Annotated in this window: 18 protein-coding genes and 7 tRNA genes; 15 read left to right on the top strand and 10 right to left on the bottom strand. The window is 70.5% G+C overall.

Annotated features, from left to right (window positions below; translation table 11 throughout):
• The first annotated feature begins 191 nt into the window (after positions 1-191).
• Both BG418_RS00365 and BG418_RS00360 read left to right on the top strand, forming a co-directional pair.
• Positions 192-458, top strand: a complete 267-nt coding sequence (locus BG418_RS00365) for a hypothetical protein (protein ID WP_188271569.1) — start codon at positions 192-194, stop codon at positions 456-458.
• A 208-nt stretch (positions 459-666) separates the two neighbouring features.
• Positions 667-876, top strand: coding sequence for a hypothetical protein (locus BG418_RS00360; RefSeq protein ID WP_188271568.1), 210 nt, complete (start codon positions 667-669; stop codon positions 874-876).
• 224 nt (positions 877-1,100) lie between these two features.
• On the opposite strand, the gene BG418_RS00355 is transcribed toward BG418_RS00360, so the two are convergent.
• From BG418_RS00355 to BG418_RS00335, 5 genes are all read right to left on the bottom strand, one after another.
• A tRNA-Val gene (locus BG418_RS00355) sits at positions 1,101-1,172 on the bottom strand.
• 49 nt (positions 1,173-1,221) lie between these two features.
• A tRNA-Val gene (locus BG418_RS00350) sits at positions 1,222-1,293 on the bottom strand.
• A 49-nt stretch (positions 1,294-1,342) separates the two neighbouring features.
• Positions 1,343-1,414 (bottom strand) — tRNA-Val (locus tag BG418_RS00345).
• A gap of 1 nt (position 1,415) precedes the next feature.
• A tRNA-Cys gene (locus BG418_RS00340) sits at positions 1,416-1,489 on the bottom strand.
• A 39-nt stretch (positions 1,490-1,528) separates the two neighbouring features.
• Positions 1,529-1,601 (bottom strand) — tRNA-Gly (locus tag BG418_RS00335).
• Positions 1,602-1,813: 212 nt separating this feature from the next.
• Between BG418_RS00335 and BG418_RS00330 the strand changes: the two genes are divergently transcribed.
• From BG418_RS00330 to BG418_RS00320, 3 genes are all read left to right on the top strand, one after another.
• On the top strand, positions 1,814-2,875 hold the full coding sequence (locus BG418_RS00330; protein ID WP_188271567.1) for a chorismate-binding protein: 1,062 nt from the start codon (positions 1,814-1,816) through the stop codon (positions 2,873-2,875).
• A complete protein-coding gene (locus BG418_RS00325) occupies positions 2,876-3,697 on the top strand; it encodes an aminotransferase class IV (protein ID WP_188271566.1) in 822 nt (273 codons plus the stop codon).
• Positions 3,698-3,775: 78 nt separating this feature from the next.
• Positions 3,776-4,612 (top strand): GNAT family N-acetyltransferase, encoded by an 837-nt coding sequence (locus BG418_RS00320; RefSeq protein WP_188271565.1) that lies wholly within the window; start codon positions 3,776-3,778, stop codon positions 4,610-4,612.
• Between the two features lie 104 nt (positions 4,613-4,716).
• Here BG418_RS00320 and BG418_RS00315 read toward each other — a convergent pair whose 3' ends face one another.
• The gene (locus BG418_RS00315; RefSeq protein WP_188271564.1) at positions 4,717-5,259 is read right to left on the bottom strand and encodes a DsbA family protein; all 543 of its coding nucleotides are present in this window, start codon (positions 5,257-5,259) and stop codon (positions 4,717-4,719) included.
• Between the two features lie 155 nt (positions 5,260-5,414).
• Between BG418_RS00315 and BG418_RS00310 the strand changes: the two genes are divergently transcribed.
• Together BG418_RS00310 and BG418_RS00305 are read left to right on the top strand one after the other, a co-directional pair.
• Positions 5,415-5,858 (top strand): hypothetical protein, encoded by a 444-nt coding sequence (locus BG418_RS00310; RefSeq protein WP_188271563.1) that lies wholly within the window; start codon positions 5,415-5,417, stop codon positions 5,856-5,858.
• Between the two features lie 395 nt (positions 5,859-6,253).
• Positions 6,254-6,433 (top strand): hypothetical protein, encoded by a 180-nt coding sequence (locus BG418_RS00305; RefSeq protein ID WP_188271562.1) that lies wholly within the window; start codon positions 6,254-6,256, stop codon positions 6,431-6,433.
• Positions 6,434-6,461: 28 nt separating this feature from the next.
• On the opposite strand, the gene BG418_RS00300 is transcribed toward BG418_RS00305, so the two are convergent.
• Positions 6,462-7,019 (bottom strand): CGNR zinc finger domain-containing protein, encoded by a 558-nt coding sequence (locus BG418_RS00300; RefSeq protein WP_188271561.1) that lies wholly within the window; start codon positions 7,017-7,019, stop codon positions 6,462-6,464.
• Between the two features lie 211 nt (positions 7,020-7,230).
• Positions 7,231-7,644: an SsgA family sporulation/cell division regulator gene (locus BG418_RS00295; protein WP_003987206.1), complete on the bottom strand. Its 414-nt coding sequence runs from the start codon at positions 7,642-7,644 to the stop codon at positions 7,231-7,233.
• A 190-nt stretch (positions 7,645-7,834) separates the two neighbouring features.
• On the opposite strand from BG418_RS00295, the gene BG418_RS00290 reads away from it, so the two are divergent.
• The 4 genes from BG418_RS00290 (at position 7,835) to BG418_RS00275 (ending at position 9,083) form a co-directional block, all read left to right on the top strand.
• A complete protein-coding gene (locus BG418_RS00290) occupies positions 7,835-8,245 on the top strand; it encodes a TIGR02611 family protein (RefSeq protein ID WP_188271560.1) in 411 nt (136 codons plus the stop codon).
• A 64-nt stretch (positions 8,246-8,309) separates the two neighbouring features.
• A tRNA-Val gene (locus BG418_RS00285) sits at positions 8,310-8,381 on the top strand.
• A gap of 144 nt (positions 8,382-8,525) precedes the next feature.
• Positions 8,526-8,972, top strand: coding sequence for an SRPBCC family protein (locus BG418_RS00280; RefSeq protein ID WP_188271559.1), 447 nt, complete (start codon positions 8,526-8,528; stop codon positions 8,970-8,972).
• 39 nt (positions 8,973-9,011) lie between these two features.
• A tRNA-Val gene (locus BG418_RS00275) sits at positions 9,012-9,083 on the top strand.
• A gap of 74 nt (positions 9,084-9,157) precedes the next feature.
• Here BG418_RS00275 and BG418_RS00270 read toward each other — a convergent pair.
• The gene (locus tag BG418_RS00270; RefSeq protein WP_188271558.1) at positions 9,158-9,883 is read right to left on the bottom strand and encodes a 3'-5' exonuclease; all 726 of its coding nucleotides are present in this window, start codon (positions 9,881-9,883) and stop codon (positions 9,158-9,160) included.
• Positions 9,884-10,116: 233 nt separating this feature from the next.
• On the opposite strand from BG418_RS00270, the gene BG418_RS00265 reads away from it, so the two are divergent.
• The 4 genes from BG418_RS00265 (at position 10,117) to BG418_RS00250 (ending at position 14,637) form a co-directional block, all read left to right on the top strand.
• Positions 10,117-10,695: a DUF4365 domain-containing protein gene (locus BG418_RS00265; protein WP_188271557.1), complete on the top strand. Its 579-nt coding sequence runs from the start codon at positions 10,117-10,119 to the stop codon at positions 10,693-10,695.
• Positions 10,695-11,879 (top strand): hypothetical protein, encoded by a 1,185-nt coding sequence (locus BG418_RS00260; protein WP_188271556.1) that lies wholly within the window; start codon positions 10,695-10,697, stop codon positions 11,877-11,879. Before BG418_RS00265 ends, BG418_RS00260 begins: the two co-directional genes overlap by 1 nt.
• A gap of 121 nt (positions 11,880-12,000) precedes the next feature.
• Positions 12,001-13,977 carry a threonine--tRNA ligase gene (thrS, locus tag BG418_RS00255; protein ID WP_188271555.1) on the top strand — a complete coding sequence of 659 codons (1,977 nt, stop codon included), beginning with the start codon at positions 12,001-12,003 and terminating at the stop codon, positions 13,975-13,977.
• A gap of 78 nt (positions 13,978-14,055) precedes the next feature.
• Positions 14,056-14,637, top strand: a complete 582-nt coding sequence (locus BG418_RS00250; RefSeq protein WP_188271554.1) for an HIT domain-containing protein — start codon at positions 14,056-14,058, stop codon at positions 14,635-14,637.
• Between the two features lie 3 nt (positions 14,638-14,640).
• Here BG418_RS00250 and BG418_RS00245 read toward each other — a convergent pair whose 3' ends face one another.
• Entirely contained in the window at positions 14,641-16,296 is a 1,656-nt protein-coding gene (locus BG418_RS00245; protein ID WP_188271553.1) for a hypothetical protein, read from the bottom strand.
• Positions 16,297-16,457 lie beyond the last annotated feature (161 nt).

Genomic DNA, 16,457 nt, shown 5'->3' with positions numbered 1-16,457 from the left:
GCTGCCCGGTCCTGTTGACGTGGCACAGCTTACGTACCCCCGGGCCGGTGTGCTCATAGGCCGCGCCCTCGTGGACCGATCGATTGTCAGTGCCCGGTGGGAAACTTGAAGAGTGGTCAGAGAGCCCCGGCGCGGCGCTCGCTGACCCTGGCGAGATCTCAACGGTCTGTCGCAGAAGGGGGATTGGTTCGGTGAAGGGTGACCGAGTGGAGATAGTCGTGGACGCGGGTGACACGACTCGTACGTATGAAGTGGTGGCAAGCCGGGCGGGCCGCAGGGTGGAAACAGCGGTCCGCAGAGGGGTGGTGGAAGTGAGCGAAGTCACCCGCAGCGGCACGGTCGTGCGCACCGCGCGCTTCATGGCGACCAGGGTCCTGGCCCTGGTCGAACAGCCCGTACCGAGGCAGGACGCGTCGGAGGCGGAGCCGCGTTCACCTCGCGAGGAGCCCAAGTCCTAGTCCCGGCCCTAGGGGCGGTCCTAGGGCTGTCTCCACCCAGGGGAGTACGCGATCGGGGCCCGCTCATCCCCTGGGAGGCCCGGCAATCGGTACGAGGGCATGACGCCCGGCGCCCGCCGTTTCCCTAATGTTGAGGTCAAGCGGCGGGCGCAGCACTCGTCCCCCGAGGTCAGACGCCCGCCGCTGTCGATACGACAGGAGAGGGACCATGGCGGACACGGCAACGCGGACGGTTCTCCGCACGCAGGGACGCAAGGCGTATGCCGCAGCGTTCGGCGCCCGCCGGTCCGATCCGCGCCACCCCTTGGTGGCGACGGCCATGGCCCTTCCCCTGGCGGCCCTGCTCACAGTCGTCTTCGGCGGCTGGGACGCGGTGGTCGCACAGGCGTCGTCCGTGGGCGTGATGCTGGGGCGCTGAGCGGCGCCCCGGACCCGGTAGAGCGGACCGGGTCGGGGACATCCGGCCATTTCAGCCCCGTGGGGACGGGGGTGCGGCGGACGGCAGAAAAGGCGTTGCCCGGTCGGCTGGGGAGCCGACCGGGCAACGCCTTTTGTACGCGCGGACGATGAGCCGAACCGTCATGAGCCGCGGTGGCGACGACGAAGCCCCCGGCCTTCGAGAAGGCCGGGGGCTTCGGGCGGTGCGCGATACTGGGATTGAACCAGTGACCTCTTCCGTGTCAGGGAAGCGCTCTCCCGCTGAGCTAATCGCGCGGGACGGTCCAGAACCATACAGGACCGGGTGTTACTCGTTGTTACTGCGTGCGCGATACTGGGATTGAACCAGTGACCTCTTCCGTGTCAGGGAAGCGCTCTCCCGCTGAGCTAATCGCGCGGGACAGTCCTGAACCATACAGGACCGGGTGTTACTCGTTGTTACTGCGTGCGCGATACTGGGATTGAACCAGTGACCTCTTCCGTGTCAGGGAAGCGCTCTCCCGCTGAGCTAATCGCGCTTGGAGGTGGAGACGGGATTTGAACCCGTGTAGACGGCTTTGCAGGCCGTTGCCTCGCCTCTCGGCCACTCCACCAGGAGTGAAGATGGGGGTTCGGGAAGATCCCCCACATCGAGCGGACGACGAGATTCGAACTCGCGACCCTCACCTTGGCAAGGTGATGCTCTACCAACTGAGCCACGTCCGCTTGTCGTTTCCGTTTCGCTTGCGCGTCCCGGCGACGTGTTGAACTCTAGCGGATTCCCGGGCCAGTACAAAAACGCGTTTGTGCAGCGTGCTGCGGTGTGCCCGGTCCGGCGCCCCCGTCGTGGGCAGTCCGGTGGCGACGTCGTCCCTGGTCCGCGCCCGGTACGACCCGCTCCACGGCGGCGCCACCCCGGCGCCCCTAGACTCACAACCGTGCACGACCTCGCTCCTCTGGCCCGTTTCGGCGGGCTCCTCGCCACCGATCTCCGCGATGTGACCAGCGACCCCGAGGCCCTGGACTCCGCGGGCTTCTGGGCCGTCGCCGCCGACTTCGAGGGCGGCCTCGTCTGCGCCCGCTTCGGGGACGTGCGGCCCGATCCCGTGCCCGCCCCCGTCCCGGGCGCCTGGCGCGGGCCCGCCGCCGACGACTGGACGTCGTCGCTCGACCGCGCCGCGTACACCGCGGGCGTCCGCCGCATCCGCGAGTACATCGCGGCCGGCGAGGTCTACCAGGCGAACCTCTGCCGCGTCCTGACCGCCGCGCTGCCCGATCCGGCCGCCGCCGACGTCGACGCGCTCACCGCACTGCTCGCCCGGGGCAACCCCGCCCCCTTCGCCGGAACGATTCGGCTGCCCGCGCACGGCGTCGAGATCGCCACCGCCTCGCCCGAGCTCTTCCTGCGGCGTACCGGCCGGACCGTGGAGTCCGGACCCATCAAGGGGACCGGACGCACCGAGGCCGACCTCCTGGCGAAGGACTACGCCGAGAACGTGATGATCGTGGACCTGGTCCGCAACGACCTGGGACAGGTCTGCGCCACCGGCTCGGTCACCGTCCCCGACCTCTGCGCCGTCGAGCCCCACCCCGGCCTGGTCCACCTCGTCTCGACCGTACGAGGAGAACTGCGCGAGGACGCGGGCTGGCGCGAGCTGCTTGCGGCGGCCTTCCCGCCCGGCTCGGTCACCGGCGCGCCCAAGTCCAGCGCGCTGCGGATCATCGAGGCCCTGGAGACGGCCCCGCGCGGCCCCTACTGCGGCGGCATCGGCTGGGTGGACGCCGACCGGCGCACCGGCGAGCTCGCCGTCGGGATACGCACCTTCTGGATCGACCGCGCCGACGGCGTGCTGCGCTTCGGTACGGGAGCGGGCATCACCTGGGGCTCCGACCCAGAGGGGGAGTGGGCCGAGACCGAACTGAAGGCGGCCCGGCTGCTCGCGGTAGCGTCGGGCTCGTATGCGTCCGGCGCGTACACGCAGAGTGGGAGGACCGCGTAAATGCAGATCTGGGTGAACGGCGGGCTGCGGGACGCCGACGCCGCACAGGTGTCCGTGCTCGACCACGGGATGACCGTGGGCGACGGCATCTTCGAGACGGTGAAGGCGGAACAGGGGCGCACGTTCGCGCTCACCCGCCACCTCGCCCGGATGACCCGCTCGGCCCGCGGCCTCGGGCTGCCCGACCCCGACCTCGACGAGGTCCGCCGCGCGTGCGCCGCCGTCATCGAGGCCAACCCGGTCGCGCTCGGCCGCCTGCGGATCACCTACACCGGCGGCCTCTCCCCGCTCGGCTCCGACCGGGGCGACGCGGGCCCCACGCTGGTCGTCGCCCTCGGCGAGAGCAAGCGGCGCCCCGACACCACCGCCGTCATCACCGTCCCCTGGACGCGCAACGAGCGCAGCGCCGTCGCCGGGCTCAAGACCACCTCGTACGCCGAGAACGTCGTCGCACTGGCCAGGGCCCATGAGCACGGCGCCACCGAGGCGCTCTTCGGCAACACCGTCGGCGCGCTCTGCGAGGGCACCGGCTCCAACGTCTTCGTGGTCCTCGACGGCGAGCTGCACACCCCGCCGCTCGCCTCCGGCTGCCTCGCCGGGATCACCCGCGAACTGGTCGTGGAGTGGACCGGCGCCCAGGAGAGCGAGCTGCCCCTGGACGTCCTGGAGCGGGCCGACGAGGTCTTCCTGACCTCCACGCTCCGCGACATCCAGGCCGTGCACCGCGTCGACGGCCGCGAGCTGACCGGCACACCGGGACCGGTCACCGCCAAGGCGATGCGGGTCTTCGACGAGCGGGCCGCCTCCGACCTGGATCCGTAGACGCGCGGAGGCTTCGGACACGGCGAGTACCGGTCAAACCCGGTGACGTGCGGCGGCCCGGCAGGTACAACGGCCTTGATGACCACGACCATTCGGCCGACCGGGCCGCTCCAGCAGGGCGCCGACGGCGCCACTTCCCGTACGTACGACGTCTGCGTCAACAGCCGCCGCGTCGGCACCATCACGGTCGCCACCCACGCCGGGTTCGGCGCCGCCGTGGGAGTGATCAGAGGGCTGTCGATCGACGAGAGAGACCGGGGGCGCGGCCGGGGGACCGTCGCCGCGCTCGCGGCCGAGGAGGTGCTGCGGGGCTGGGGCTGCGGCCAGGTGTTCGCGTCGGTGCCCGCGGGCGCCACGGCGGCCCTGCGCCTGTCCACGGCCCTCGGCTACATCGACCGCGGCCGCAACATGGCCAAGCGCCTCCCGGCCGAGCCGCCCGCGCTGCCGCCAGGGGTGAGCGCGCGCCCGATGACCGAGGCCGAGTACACGGTCTGGCACCACGACGAGCAGGAGAACTACGTCCGCGGCTGGATCGCCCGGGGCATGGCGCCCGACCGGGCCCGCGCCAAGGCCGAGGCCGACCACCGCGCCAACCTCCCCGACGGCCTCGCGACCCCGGGCACCCACCTCCAGGTACTGGTCAGCGACGAGGCCGTGGTGGGCCACATCTGGCTCGCCCACAGGGAACTGGACACCGGCCCCGGCGCCTACGTCTACGACGTGGCGGTCGCCGAGGAACACCGGGGCCGGGGCCACGGCCGCGCCCTGATGCTCCTCGCCGAACGCCTGACGGTGACCGACGGCCTACCGGTCCTCGCCCTCCACGTCTTCGCCGACAACACCACGGCGCTGAGGCTGTACGAGTCCCTGGGGTACGAGACAACGGAGTACAACAGGGGGAAGACGCTGGTCTGAGGGGGCGCCGTCCGCTGCGTTACCGGGCGCCTCTTAGGGGCGCGGGGAACTGCGCGACCAGCCCACGACGGCCCGCAGACGAACAACAGCCCCCTCGCGGAGCGCTACGAGCCGAGCAGCCGGTCCGCGATCTCGGTAATACGGGCCCGAAGACCCGCCTGGCTCTTGCCGCCGTCGAGCCGCTCGCCGTCGATGACGTACGTGGGCGTCCCGGTGACCCCGATCGCCTTGCCCTCGGCCTCGTCGGCGTCGACGATCAGCAGATGCCGCCCGTCGATCAGCGCGGTGTCGAACTCCTCGACGTCCAGGCCGAGTTCACGCGCGACATCGAGCAGCACGCGCTCTCCCTGCGAGCCCAGGGCCTCGGTGCGGGCGAGCACCGCCTCCACGTACGGCCACCCCTGCCCTTGCTCGAACGCCTCCTCCGCGGCCTGCGCGGCGGCGTACGCGTGCTTGTGCTTCTCCAGCGGGAAGTGCCGCAGCCGGATGTCGAGCCGGTCGCCGTACTGCTCGCGCAGCGCGCGGACGTCGTCCAGGGCGGCGTGGCAGTCGGGGCACTGGAGCTCGCACCAGACGTCGAGGACGACGGGCGCGGCGGGGGAGCCGGGCGTGGACGCGGGGCTGGACTCGGGGGTGGTCTCGCTCATGGGGCCAGTCTCCCAGCCCGCTCCGGTACGCCCCAACCGGGACCTGGGGAGGATGCGCCCCGGAGATCTCCCTGATGTCGCGAAGGATCGTGGCCGCAACGGCCCGGTCCGGTGCAGGATGGAAGGGCCACAACCCCCATGTCTGGAGGAACCGGATGCTTGCCGAGACCGTCTGCTCCGCCGCGTCCGCGGCCGGACTGGGCATCGCCGCCGTCACGGCGTACCGCAAGCGCTTCCTGTCGGCCACGCGGATCGCCGCCTACTCGCTGGTCCCCGTGGCCCTGGTCATGACCGGGATCGTGGGATGGGTGTCCGGCATCGTCTTCAAGCCGACCGTCTGGGCGGGCTTCGGCCTGCTCGGCATCGCCTGGGGGCTCTTCTCGATCACCCGCTTCGTGGAGCGCCGCAGGGTCGGAGGCGACGGCAAGGAGCGCGAGGTGACCGGGGCGCGCGGCACCGACGCCATCGCCCCCGCGGCCTCCGCGCCCTCCCTCGGCGCCGGCCGCCGTGCCGCCGCGCAGCCCCAGCCGAAGGCGAAGGGCAAGTCGGGCGAGGACTTCAGCGACATCGAGGCCATCTTGAAGAAGCACGGCATCTGACCCCATGCGGAACCCCATGCGGAACCCCATGCGGAACCCCATGCGGAACGCCGCACGGAATCTGAAAGAGCGTCGGAATCTGACACTCCGTAACTTGCCGTAACCGGCCCCGGACCCTGTCGTCACGGGAAATTCCGGAGGCTGTGAATTCCCGCATGCGGAATTCGAGTTGGAGCGAATTCCGGACACCGCCGGGAGCGCTCTCAAGCCCGATTCCGGATCCGTTCCCGGAACCCGTTTTCCTTTTCGTTCCGCCTCGCGAGCGGCCGGGCGCACGAGGCGCGCGCCGGGGCGCGGGACCGGCGCGTCCGGGTCGGCAAGATCCAAGTAACTGCCGCTGCGCGTGGGCGTGTTGGCGCCCCGACGTGCTCCGGCTGGTCCATCATCACCCCGAGATGCTGGACACTTCCCCGGGGCACGTCCCCGCGCCGCCCGACGAGCCGCACGCCGAGCTCCCCGCCGACGAGTCGCGCGGTTGCCTCTTCGCTCTCTCCCAGCCACCCCTGATGATCTTCCTCGGGGTGATCGGCTGTCTGCTGCTGATGGCGGCGCTGCACGATCTGTACCTGCTGTGACCGCCCGTACGCGATGGCTCGAACCGGATCAGCCCGCGGCTTCCTTGCGCCGGGCGCGGTAGGCGGCCACGTGCAGTCGGTTGCCGCAGGTGCGGCTGTCGCAGTAGCGGCGCGAGCGGTTGCGCGACAGGTCCACGAAGGCCCGGCCGCAGTCCGGCGCCTCGCACCGGCGCAGCCGCTCCTGCTCGCCCGCCACCACGATGAACGCCAGCGCCATCCCGCCGTCGGCGGCCAGATGGTCCCCGACCGAGGCGCCCGGCGCGAAGTAGTGCACATGCCAGTCGTAGCCGTCGTGGTCGGTGAGCTGCGGCGTGGTGCCCGCCTCCGCCACGATCTCGTTGACCAGCATGGCCGCGGCGTGCGCGTCGGGTGCCTCGAAAACCCCCGCGAAACGGCTGCGGACGGTCTGTACGCCGGCGAGGTCGCGCGCGGTGAGCGTCCCCACCCCGCTGACGTCGTGGTCCCGTACGAAGCCGTACAGCGCCTCCACGTCGGCGAGGCGGTCGAGCTCCTCGCTCTCCGGTGCGGTGTTCACCAGATCGACCACCATGTCGAGGGCGATCCGGGTGTCGTGAGGGATCAGCACGATTCGCTCCCTGGCCTGCTGCGGGGGGCCGGTGCCCGCCGATGCTGGCCGACTCTAGCGGCTCGCGCGCGCGGCGCACCGGCGCCCGTCCCGCGGGGGTGTTCGCGGGACGGGCGCCGGTGGGGTGCCTATGAGGTGGGCGTGCCTATGCGGTTGTCCGTACGGTGCCGTCTCCCCGAGTCGGACGGCGCCGTACGGCTCTCGGTCTGGCTCAGTTCTCCGCCAGGATGTGCGAGAGCTCCGTGTCGAGATCGAAGTGACGGTGCTCGGTGCCCGGTGGCACCGCGGCGTCGGTCCGCTTGAGGAACGACTCCAGAGCCCGCGCCGGGGCTTCGAGCAGGGCCTCTCCTTCCGGGGAGCTGAGGGCGATGCAGACGACGCCCTGGCCATGACTGCGCGACGGCCAGACTCTGACGTCTCCGGTACCGGTGGGCCGGTGCAGGCCCTCGGCGAGAAGGTCGCGGGCGAACACCCACTCGACGGTCTCCTCGGCTCCGGTGTGGAAGGTGGCGTGCACGGCGTAGGGATCGGCCGTGTCATACCGCAGGCCCGCGGGTACAGGCAGTGAGGACTCGCTCGACACAACGAGGCGCAGGTGCAGCTCGCAGCTGACCGTGGTGTTCATAAGCGCCAGGGCCTTTCGCTCAGTGTGCGCTCGGGGATTCGCACGTCGGCGAAATCGACATGCCACCTACGGTGCCGTTGTAAACCCCTCTGGCCGTTTTGCGGCGCTTCAGGTAGCTCGTACGGCCGAGTATTACTTTCGGTTATGCGGCCATTCTGGTGAGCTCACGCGGTCGGGTAGGTTGGAGCGCATGAATACGGGGAGTGACGAGCGGGTCGGCACGGCGGAGAAGGCGCTCGGGTCGCGGGCGCCCGCCTTCGTCAGGGCGTCCCGGCCGCTCCACCTCGGCTGGCAGGTCGGCGTCTTCGTGGTGGGCCTCGCGGTCGTGGTCACCGGCGTGATCCTGCTGCCGCTCCCGGGCCCCGGCTGGCTGGTGATCTTCGGCGGTATGGCGATCTGGGCGACCGAGTTCGTCTGGGCCCAGCTGGTGCTGCGCTGGACGAAACGGAAAGTGACCGAGGCCGCCCAGCGGGCCCTCGACCCGAAGGTGCGGCGCCGGAACATCGCCCTGACGACCGTCGTCCTGGTGATCGTCGCGGCGCTCGCCGCGTTCTACCTCTGGACGTTCGGGCTCGTCGTGCCGTGGAAGATCAACCAGTGACCCGGCGGACCCGCCGACGTGGTCAAACGCCCCGCTGACATGCGGTAATGTTTGCGGTGCGCCCGGGCGATTAGCTCAGTGGGAGAGCGCTTCGTTCACACCGAAGAGGTCACTGGTTCGAACCCAGTATCGCCCACCCCGGACCGAAGGCCCGGAGATCGAAACCGATCTCCGGGCCTTCGGCGTTCCCCGGCCGAGATCGCGGGTCCGGTCCGGATCGCGGGTCCGGATCACGCCACGACCCCCTCCCGTCTCCCGTCCCCCGGCGCAGACTTGGGCCATGGACTGGAGCCACTACCGCTTCCGCAGCGTCTGGCAGCTGCCCGCCGCGCCCCCCGCCGTCTTCGCCGTCCTGGAGCGCGCCGAGGAGTACCCGCGCTGGTGGCCGCAGATCCGCGAGGTCACCGCCGTCGACGACCGCACCGGCACCGCCCGCTTCCGCTCCTTCCTGCCGTACGAACTCGTCGTCACCGCCAGCGAGCGGCGCCGCGACCCGACGGCCGGGGTCCTGGAGGTGGAGATGAGCGGCGACCTGGACGGCTGGGCCCGCTGGACACTCAGCCCGTACGGCGGAGGCACCCACGCGCTGTACGAGCAGGAGGTCGAGGTGCGCAAGCCACTGATGCGGCGCCTCGCGGTCCCCGGGCGGCCGGTCTTCCGCGCCAACCACGCCGTGATGATGCGGTCCGGGCGGCGCGGGCTCACGGCTGTCCTGAACGGAGTTTGAACCCAGGCCGCCCGGGCCTGTATGGTTCAACCCGTTCCCGGGCGATTAGCTCAGTGGGAGAGCGCTTCGTTCACACCGAAGAGGTCACTGGTTCGAACCCAGTATCGCCCACCGGGAAAAGGCCGGTCCGTCATCGACGGACCGGCCTTTCCGCTGTGTTGCCGCCGTCTCGTCGCCTCGTGCGCTCAGGCCGCCGCAGGCAGTTCCGGCCGCAGCGGCCACGCCGGGTCGACCGCCTCCGGAGTGCCGTTGCGCGTGAACCACGCCTGCAACCCCCGCGCCTGGGCCGCGTGCCAGCCCGTCTGCAATGTGTGGAGCTCCGCCGGCGTCAGCCGCTCCAGGCGGGCCGCGAACCGGCGCCCCACCGCCCGTACGACCTCCAGCGCGGCCAGCGCGTCCGCCGCCGCGTCGTGCGCGCCCTCCAGGACCACCTCATAGTGCGCGCACAGATCGGTCAGCGTGCGACGGCCCTTGCGGTAGCGGTCCAGATGCTTGTCCAGCACGCGCGGATCCAGCACGCACAGCGGCGCCCCGTCCAGATAGCGCGCCAGCGACGACGCGCGATGGCGCCGCAACTCCCGGTCGAGCAGCGTCAGATCGAACGGCGCGTTCATCACCACCAGCGGCCGCCCCGCCGCGCACTGCTCGGCCAGCGCCCTGGCCACCTCCTCCATCACCGGCGCGGGCCACCGCCCGTTCAGCCGCAGATGCTCATCGGTCAGCCCGTGCACGGCGGTCGCGCCCTCCGGCACGGGTATGCCCGGGTTCACCAGCCAGCGGCTCACCCGGGGCCGCGCGGCGGGCCCGTCCTGGACCACGAGCGCGGCCGACACCATGCGGTCCCGCTCCACATCCACGCCGGTCGTCTCGGTGTCGAAAGCGGCCAGGGGGCCTTCGTACCAGCACGTCATGGTGCAACTCCTTTTGTGCCCTTGGCAGATGGCGTGCGTCCCCTGCCCGATTCCGTGATACCCGGGCCGTTTGCGACGTACGCCCTCCGGCAACAACACAGGTGACGAGCCTGCGAGTTGACGGACCGTCGCGGGGGGAACGATCGGCAGGAACGGGCAAGGATCGGCAAAGTCCGGCACGTTCGGCACAGTCCGGAAAGCGTCGGCACAAGTCCGGAAGGCGTACGACGGCCATGGCGCTCGCGCAGCCCGATCCGGCCCTGCCGGAGGGCAGTCTGCTGCCCGAGCGGATCGCGCCGCCGCGCGGCTCACTCGCCACCACGGCCTGCATGGAGACCCTCCAGGTCGGCTATCTCCACGCGGTGGCGGCCGCCGCGGGCTGCTCGCTCTCGCAGCCCTTTCCGGACAACGGAATCGACTGGCACGTGAGCCACAGCGCTCCCGGCCACACGGTCGACGACGAAGTCACGATCAAGGTGCAGCTCAAGTGCACGTACCAGATACCGCCGCACCCCCCGGGCGGGGCCTTCTCCTTCACCCTCGACAACGAACACCTGGTGAAGCTGGCCCGCACACCCGTCTCGGTGCACAAGATCCTGGTCGTGATGCTCGTCCCGAGAAGCCGGGACGAGTGGCTGCGCGCGGGCCACGACCGGCTCGCGCTACGGCACTGCTGCTACTGGACCAATCTGGCCGGCCACCCCGTGACCGGCCGGCGCAGGACCAACGTGCGGATACCGACCTCGCGGATCTTCGACGATCACGCGCTCTGCGAGATCATGACCCGGGTCGGGGTGGGAGGGAGGCCCTGATGCGTCTGTCCAGCGGGGAGTTCGGCGGACCCGACGCCGTCGAGCCGGTGCCGGCCCAAGTCGACCCGGCCGTGCTCGGCGTACTGCTCCACCGGCACGGCTGGCAGCGGCGCGGCGGCGCGGCCGGACGGTACGCGCGCTGGACCCCGCCCGGCGGCGGATCCGGCACCAGCCTCCTCGTGCCCGAGAGCCGCGGCTACCCCGACAGCGAAGACCTGCTCGGCGAAGCGCTCACCGCCCTCGCCCGCTCCGGCGCGCCCTCCGCCCGCGAAGTACTCGTCTCACTCGCCGTCCCCAGCGACGAGATCCGCTGGTGGCGCGACACCCCGCTCGGCCCCTCCGGCGCCTTGGCCTGGACCGAACAGGAACAGCTGCGCGGCGCCGCCCACCGCATGCTCCTCGCGGGCGCCCTCGCCGCACGCGGCCGCGCCGGGTACTACGGCGCCCGCCACCGCAGCCAGGCCCTCGCCACCCTCACCGGCGTCCTCGTCGACCCCGCACCCGGCGGGCGGCTCACCGCGTTCGTGCCCGTGGAGACCGGCCGCGCGGCCGTCGTCCGGCTCTACGAAGCGCTGCACGCGGTCCGCGAAGCCGTCGACTACCTGCGCACCACCGGCGGCATGGAAGCCTTCGACACCGCCGTCGGCGCCGGAGCCAGCCGCGAACTCACCGAAGCGGTGATCTCCCTGGTCCAGGGCTCGGAAGGAGTCCGCGTCGCCCTGGAATGGGCACCGGCGGCAGGCGTCCCGGCAGGCTGCCCGCCGCGCCCCGAACCCGTGGAGTTCTCCCCCGGCGACCTGCCCGCCCTGCGCGAGGCCGGAGCGCGCTACCTCAGCGACGAGCCCGCCGTGCCGGTACGCGTCACCGGCGCCGTGGTCCGGCTGCGCCGCTCCGGACCCCGGGGACCCGGCACGGTCCGGCTGCGGGTCCTCGCGGGCGCCGAGATCCCGTACGTACGCGTGGAGCTCGACGAGGAGGCCTACCGCATCGCGGGCCACGCCCACCTCGTCGGGCTGCCGGTGCGGGTGGTGGGGCGCCTGGAGAGTCGGGGCGGCTTCCGGCGCCTGGCCGGGGCGACCGGTGTGGTCCCGGTCCAGGTGGACGACGCCGAACGGGACCGCCTGATGAAGTCGCTCCAGGAGAACCTGGACTTCTTCGAGGAGGCGTGCGCGGGGGAGGACTGAAGGGGGACGCCACCGTTCCCCCGGCCCGGGAAACCGTTTCGCGGGCGACCCCGGCGGCTCGGTAGGATTCGTACCGCGTCCGCAGTACGAGCGTGCGTACCCCTTCAGGTAGGAGAGACCGGTGTCAGACGTCCGTGTGATCATCCAACGCGATTCCGAGCGGGAAGAGCGCGTGGTGACGACGGGCACTACGGCGGCCGAGCTCTTCGCCGGTGAGCGCACCATCGTCGCGGCCCGCGTGGCCGGTGAGCTGAAGGACCTCGCGTACGAGGTGAAGGACGGCGAGGAGGTCGAGCCCGTCGAGATCTCCTCCGAGGACGGCCTCAACATCCTGCGCCACTCCACCGCGCACGTCATGGCCCAGGCCGTCCAGGAGCTCTTCCCGGAGGCCAAGCTGGGCATCGGCCCGCCGGTGCGGGACGGCTTCTACTACGACTTCGACGTGGCCCGGCCCTTCACCCCGGAGGACCTGAAGGCCATCGAGAAGAAGATGCAGGAGATCCAGAAGCGGGGGCAGAAGTTCTCCCGCCGAGTGGTCACCGACGAGGCCGCGCGCGTGGAGCTCGCGGACGAGCCGTACAAGCTGGAGCTCATCGGGCTCAAGGGCTCGGCTTCGAGCGACGACGGCGCGGACGTCGAGGTGGGAGGCGGCGAGCTGACCATCTACGACAACCTGGACGCCAAGACCGGTGACCTGTGCTGGAAGGACCTCTGCCGCGGTCCCCACCTGCCGACCACCCGGAACATCCCGGCGTTCAAGCTGATGCGCAACGCGGCCGCGTACTGGCGGGGCAGCGAGCGGAACCCGATGCTCCAGCGCATCTACGGCACCGCATGGCCGTCGAAGGACGAGCTGAAGGCGCACCTGGACTTCCTCGCCGAGGCGGAGAAGCGGGACCACCGCAAGCTGGGCAACGAGCTTGACCTGTTCTCCATCCCGGAGCAGATCGGTTCGGGCCTCGCGGTGTTCCACCCCAAGGGCGGCATCATCCGCCGGGTCATGGAGGACTACTCGCGCCGCCGCCACGAGGAGGAGGGCTACGAGTTCGTCTACACCCCGCACGCGACCAAGGGGAAGCTTTTCGAGCAGTCGGGCCACCTGGACTGGTACGCCGACGGTATGTACCCGCCCATGCAGCTCGACGAGGGCGTGGACTACTACCTCAAGCCCATGAACTGCCCGATGCACAACCTGATCTTCGACGCGCGGGGCCGGTCCTACCGTGAGCTGCCCCTGCGGCTGTTCGAGTTCGGCACCGTGTACCGGTACGAGAAGTCGGGCGTCGTGCACGGTCTGACCCGTGCCCGTGGCTTCACCCAGGACGACGCGCACATCTACTGCACCAAGGAGCAGATGGCGGAGGAGCTCGACAAGACGCTCACCTTCGTCCTGAACCTGCTGCGCGACTACGGTCTGAACGACTTCTACCTGGAGCTCTCCACCAAAGACCCGGAGAAGTTCGTCGGCTCCGACGAGATCTGGGAGGAGGCCACCGCGACGCTGCGCGAGGTGGCCGAGAAGCAGGGGCTCGAACTGGTCGCGGACCCGGGTGGCGCGGCCTTCTACGGCCCGAAGATCTCCGTCCAGGCGCGCGACGCCATCGGCCGTACCTGGCAGATGTCGACCGTCCAGCTCGACTTCAACCTGCCGGAGCGTTTCGACCTGGAGTACACCGGCCCCGACGGCACCAAGCAGCGTCCGGTCATGATCCACCGTGCGCTCTTCGGGAGCATCGAGCGGTTCTTCGCGGTGCTCCTTGAGCACTACGCGGGCGCGTTCCCGGCGTGGCTGGCCCCGGTCCAGGCGGTCGGCATCCCGATCGGCGACGCCCACATCCCGTACCTCCAGGAGTTCGCCGCCGAGGCGAAGAAGAAGGGCCTGCGGGTCGAGGTGGACGCGTCCTCGGACCGGATGCAGAAGAAAATCCGCAACCAGCAGAAGCAGAAGGTTCCGTTCATGATCATCGTCGGTGACGAGGACATGGCTGCGGGCACCGTCTCCTTCCGCTACCGCGACGGGTCGCAGGAGAACGGCATCGCGCGCGACGAGGCGATCGCCAAGCTCGTCGACGTGGTGGAGCGCCGCGTACAGGTGTGAGGTGTTCCCCGCGTGAGCGGGGCGTCAGGGCCCCCGGGTTTCCCGGGGGCCTTTGTCGTCCCTCCAGCGTGAAGTCATATGCTGCACAACATGACGAGTGAGCCGGAACAGCAGATCGGGGTCGGTGTCCAGGACGCGTTCCAGCGCCTGTGGACGCCCCACCGGATGGCGTACATCCAGGGTGAGAACAAGCCGACCGGCCCGGACGCCGGCGACGGCTGTCCCTTCTGCTCGATCCCGGCCAAGTCCGACGAGGACGGGCTCATCGTCGCCCGAGGGCAGTACGTGTACGCGGTGCTGAATTTGTACCCCTACAACGGCGGCCACATGATGGTCGTGCCCTACCGGCACGTTGCCGACTACACCGATCTGGACGCCGCCGAGACCATCGAGCTGGCGGAGCTCACCAAGCACGCCATGAAGGCGCTGCGGACGGCTTCCGGGGCGCACGGTTTCAACATCGGCATGAACCAGGGAACGGTCGCCGGCGCGGGTATCGCCGCCCATCTGCACCAGCACATCGTGCCCCGCTGGGGTGGCGACACCAACTTCATGCCCGTCGTCGGGCACACCAAGATCCTGCCCCAACTCCTGGGCGACACCCGCAAGATGCTGGCTGACGCCTGGCCCCGGACGGGTCAGGCGTCGGACCAGGCGTAGCCGTTACGCGTCGTACCAGTCGGCCTTGCGCGGTGCCGGGTCCTGTACCGCGCCGCTCAGCATCACCGCGCGGTTGGTGAAGCGCGCGGTGTCCACGCCGTTCTCTTCGAGGACCTTCATCGCGGCCGCGTGCACCACGCGCAGTACGGGTGTGGCCGCGCGCATGGCGTCGTCGGCCATGAAGCGGTGGCGCCAGGGCTTGTCGGCCCAGGCGTGCCGCAGGCCGAAGGGCTCGGGCAGGACGAGTTTGCCGCCGAGGTAGTCCAGGAGCGGCGGGTACCAGGTCAGCGGGGCGCGGGCGGCGAGGCGGACGACTTCGCGCGGCTCGACCAGCGGGAGCTGGACGGTCCGCTTCTCCCAGAACTTGAAGGTCTTGTCGACCTGCTTGGTCTTGGGGGAGGGCTTGGTGGTGAAGAGGGAGTGGACCGGGCCGAGGGCGTGTCCGGTGACCTCGATGCGCAGGGTCTCGTGGAGCACGGTCACGGTGATCATCATGGTGATGACCAGCTGGCCGTCCCAGAGGGTGAACTGGACGCCGAGGTAGTGGCGGTTGCCGCTGCCGAACTGCTGCTCGTTGCAGATCCGCTGGACTTCGTGCTGGCGGACCTGGAAGTTGTCGACGTCCTGGCCGGTGGGCCGGGAGACGTCCTTGGCGTTCTCGCCGACGGGGGAGACGATCCAGTTGTTGACGGAGGGTTTGGGGAAGCCGCCGGTGTGCAGGGGGCCGCGCTCAAGGAGGCGCAGGCGGTCCTGGATGGACCGTATGACGTCCCAGCTGCGGAAGCCGTGGATCTCCTTGCCGGGGTCCTTGGGGACGAGTTCTTCGGCGAGCTGCCAGCTGCCCCAGCGGGTGCCCATGCCGAGTATGCCCTTGGGGCCGGCGTAGAAGACGGCGTTGCTCTGCTGTTCGGCGGTGAGTTTGGCGAGGTTCTGGCGGAGCTGTTCGGCGGCGGTCTCGTGCGGGTTCTTGGGCACGGCTTCGGGGATCTTGGCGCCGACGCCGCCGCCGGAGAGCAGGCCGCCCCAGCGGTCGCGCAGGTCCTTGGCGGTGGATTCGCAGATCCACTTGGCCCAGAACCAGCCGAGCACGGGCATGACCAGCATCGCGCGCAGATAGATCGCGAGGATCCCGCCGAAGGGCAGTTTGACCAGGAAGATCACGCCGAGGACGGCGAACGCGATGAGGAGCAGGTTGCCGAGCGCGCCGACGCGGCGGTCCTTGGCGCCGGCGAGGGTGCGGCGCAGTTGGAACACGCCGAGCCAGAGCAGCAGTCCGGGCAGGAAGAGCACGCCGAAGGCGCCGGTGATGAGGGTGAGTTTGGTGTCGCGTTCCTTGCGGATGCGGATCGCGGCGAGGCAGTGCTCGACGACGGTCTGGGGTTCGGTGCCGAAGGACTGGATGAGTGCTTTGCGGGTGGCGCCGAGCATGCGGGACTGTACGGCCCGGGAGAAGGCCTCGCCGAGGTTGGGTTCGAAGAGCGAGAGCCGGGGTTTGGTGACGGCCGACTCGTGCCATTCGTTGTTGGCTTTGAGTATGTCGGCGACGGGGCTGTCCCGGTACGCCGCCGAGGCCAGGGCCTGGGTCGCGGCCGTCTGGCCCGCCGAGCCCTGCAGCGGGACCTGGGCCCCGGGTGAGAAGTCGAATGGTTCGTCCGCCACTGCCGCCCCCATCGCCGCACTTTGTCGCTCTGCGGCCTCTTCCCGACTGCCGTTCCCCGCACACCTGCTGAGCTGGGACCTCAGCGTATCGGGGTCGGTCCCCGCGCGTCAGGGGACGTCGGAATGCCGCCCGCCGTAAGGAAGTTGGGCGGTGCGGCAGT

Source organism: Streptomyces sp. CBMA152, assembly GCF_014596475.1.
In the GTDB taxonomy this organism is placed as follows: Bacteria; Actinomycetota; Actinomycetes; order Streptomycetales; family Streptomycetaceae; genus Streptomyces.
The sequence above is the reverse complement of the archived record's forward strand: the minus strand, read 5'-3'. Positions and strand labels throughout refer to the sequence as shown.

What these genes read in the sequence shown, in the direction of transcription:
- BG418_RS00360 (WP_188271568.1), top strand. Translation starts at nt 667, where the DNA reads ATGGCGGACACGGCAACGCGGACGGTTCTCCGCACGCAGGGACGCAAG.
- BG418_RS00325 (WP_188271566.1), top strand. Translation starts at nt 2,876, where the DNA reads ATGCAGATCTGGGTGAACGGCGGGCTGCGGGACGCCGACGCCGCACAG.
- BG418_RS00320 (WP_188271565.1), top strand. Translation starts at nt 3,776, where the DNA reads ATGACCACGACCATTCGGCCGACCGGGCCGCTCCAGCAGGGCGCCGAC.
- BG418_RS00315 (WP_188271564.1), bottom strand. Translation starts at nt 5,259, where the DNA reads ATGAGCGAGACCACCCCCGAGTCCAGCCCCGCGTCCACGCCCGGCTCC.
- BG418_RS00310 (WP_188271563.1), top strand. Translation starts at nt 5,415, where the DNA reads ATGCTTGCCGAGACCGTCTGCTCCGCCGCGTCCGCGGCCGGACTGGGC.
- BG418_RS00305 (WP_188271562.1), top strand. Translation starts at nt 6,254, where the DNA reads ATGCTGGACACTTCCCCGGGGCACGTCCCCGCGCCGCCCGACGAGCCG.
- BG418_RS00295 (WP_003987206.1), bottom strand. Translation starts at nt 7,644, where the DNA reads ATGAACACCACGGTCAGCTGCGAGCTGCACCTGCGCCTCGTTGTGTCG.
- BG418_RS00290 (WP_188271560.1), top strand. Translation starts at nt 7,835, where the DNA reads ATGAATACGGGGAGTGACGAGCGGGTCGGCACGGCGGAGAAGGCGCTC.
- BG418_RS00280 (WP_188271559.1), top strand. Translation starts at nt 8,526, where the DNA reads ATGGACTGGAGCCACTACCGCTTCCGCAGCGTCTGGCAGCTGCCCGCC.
- BG418_RS00270 (WP_188271558.1), bottom strand. Translation starts at nt 9,883, where the DNA reads ATGACGTGCTGGTACGAAGGCCCCCTGGCCGCTTTCGACACCGAGACG.
- BG418_RS00265 (WP_188271557.1), top strand. Translation starts at nt 10,117, where the DNA reads ATGGCGCTCGCGCAGCCCGATCCGGCCCTGCCGGAGGGCAGTCTGCTG.
- BG418_RS00260 (WP_188271556.1), top strand. Translation starts at nt 10,695, where the DNA reads ATGCGTCTGTCCAGCGGGGAGTTCGGCGGACCCGACGCCGTCGAGCCG.
- BG418_RS00250 (WP_188271554.1), top strand. Translation starts at nt 14,056, where the DNA reads ATGCTGCACAACATGACGAGTGAGCCGGAACAGCAGATCGGGGTCGGT.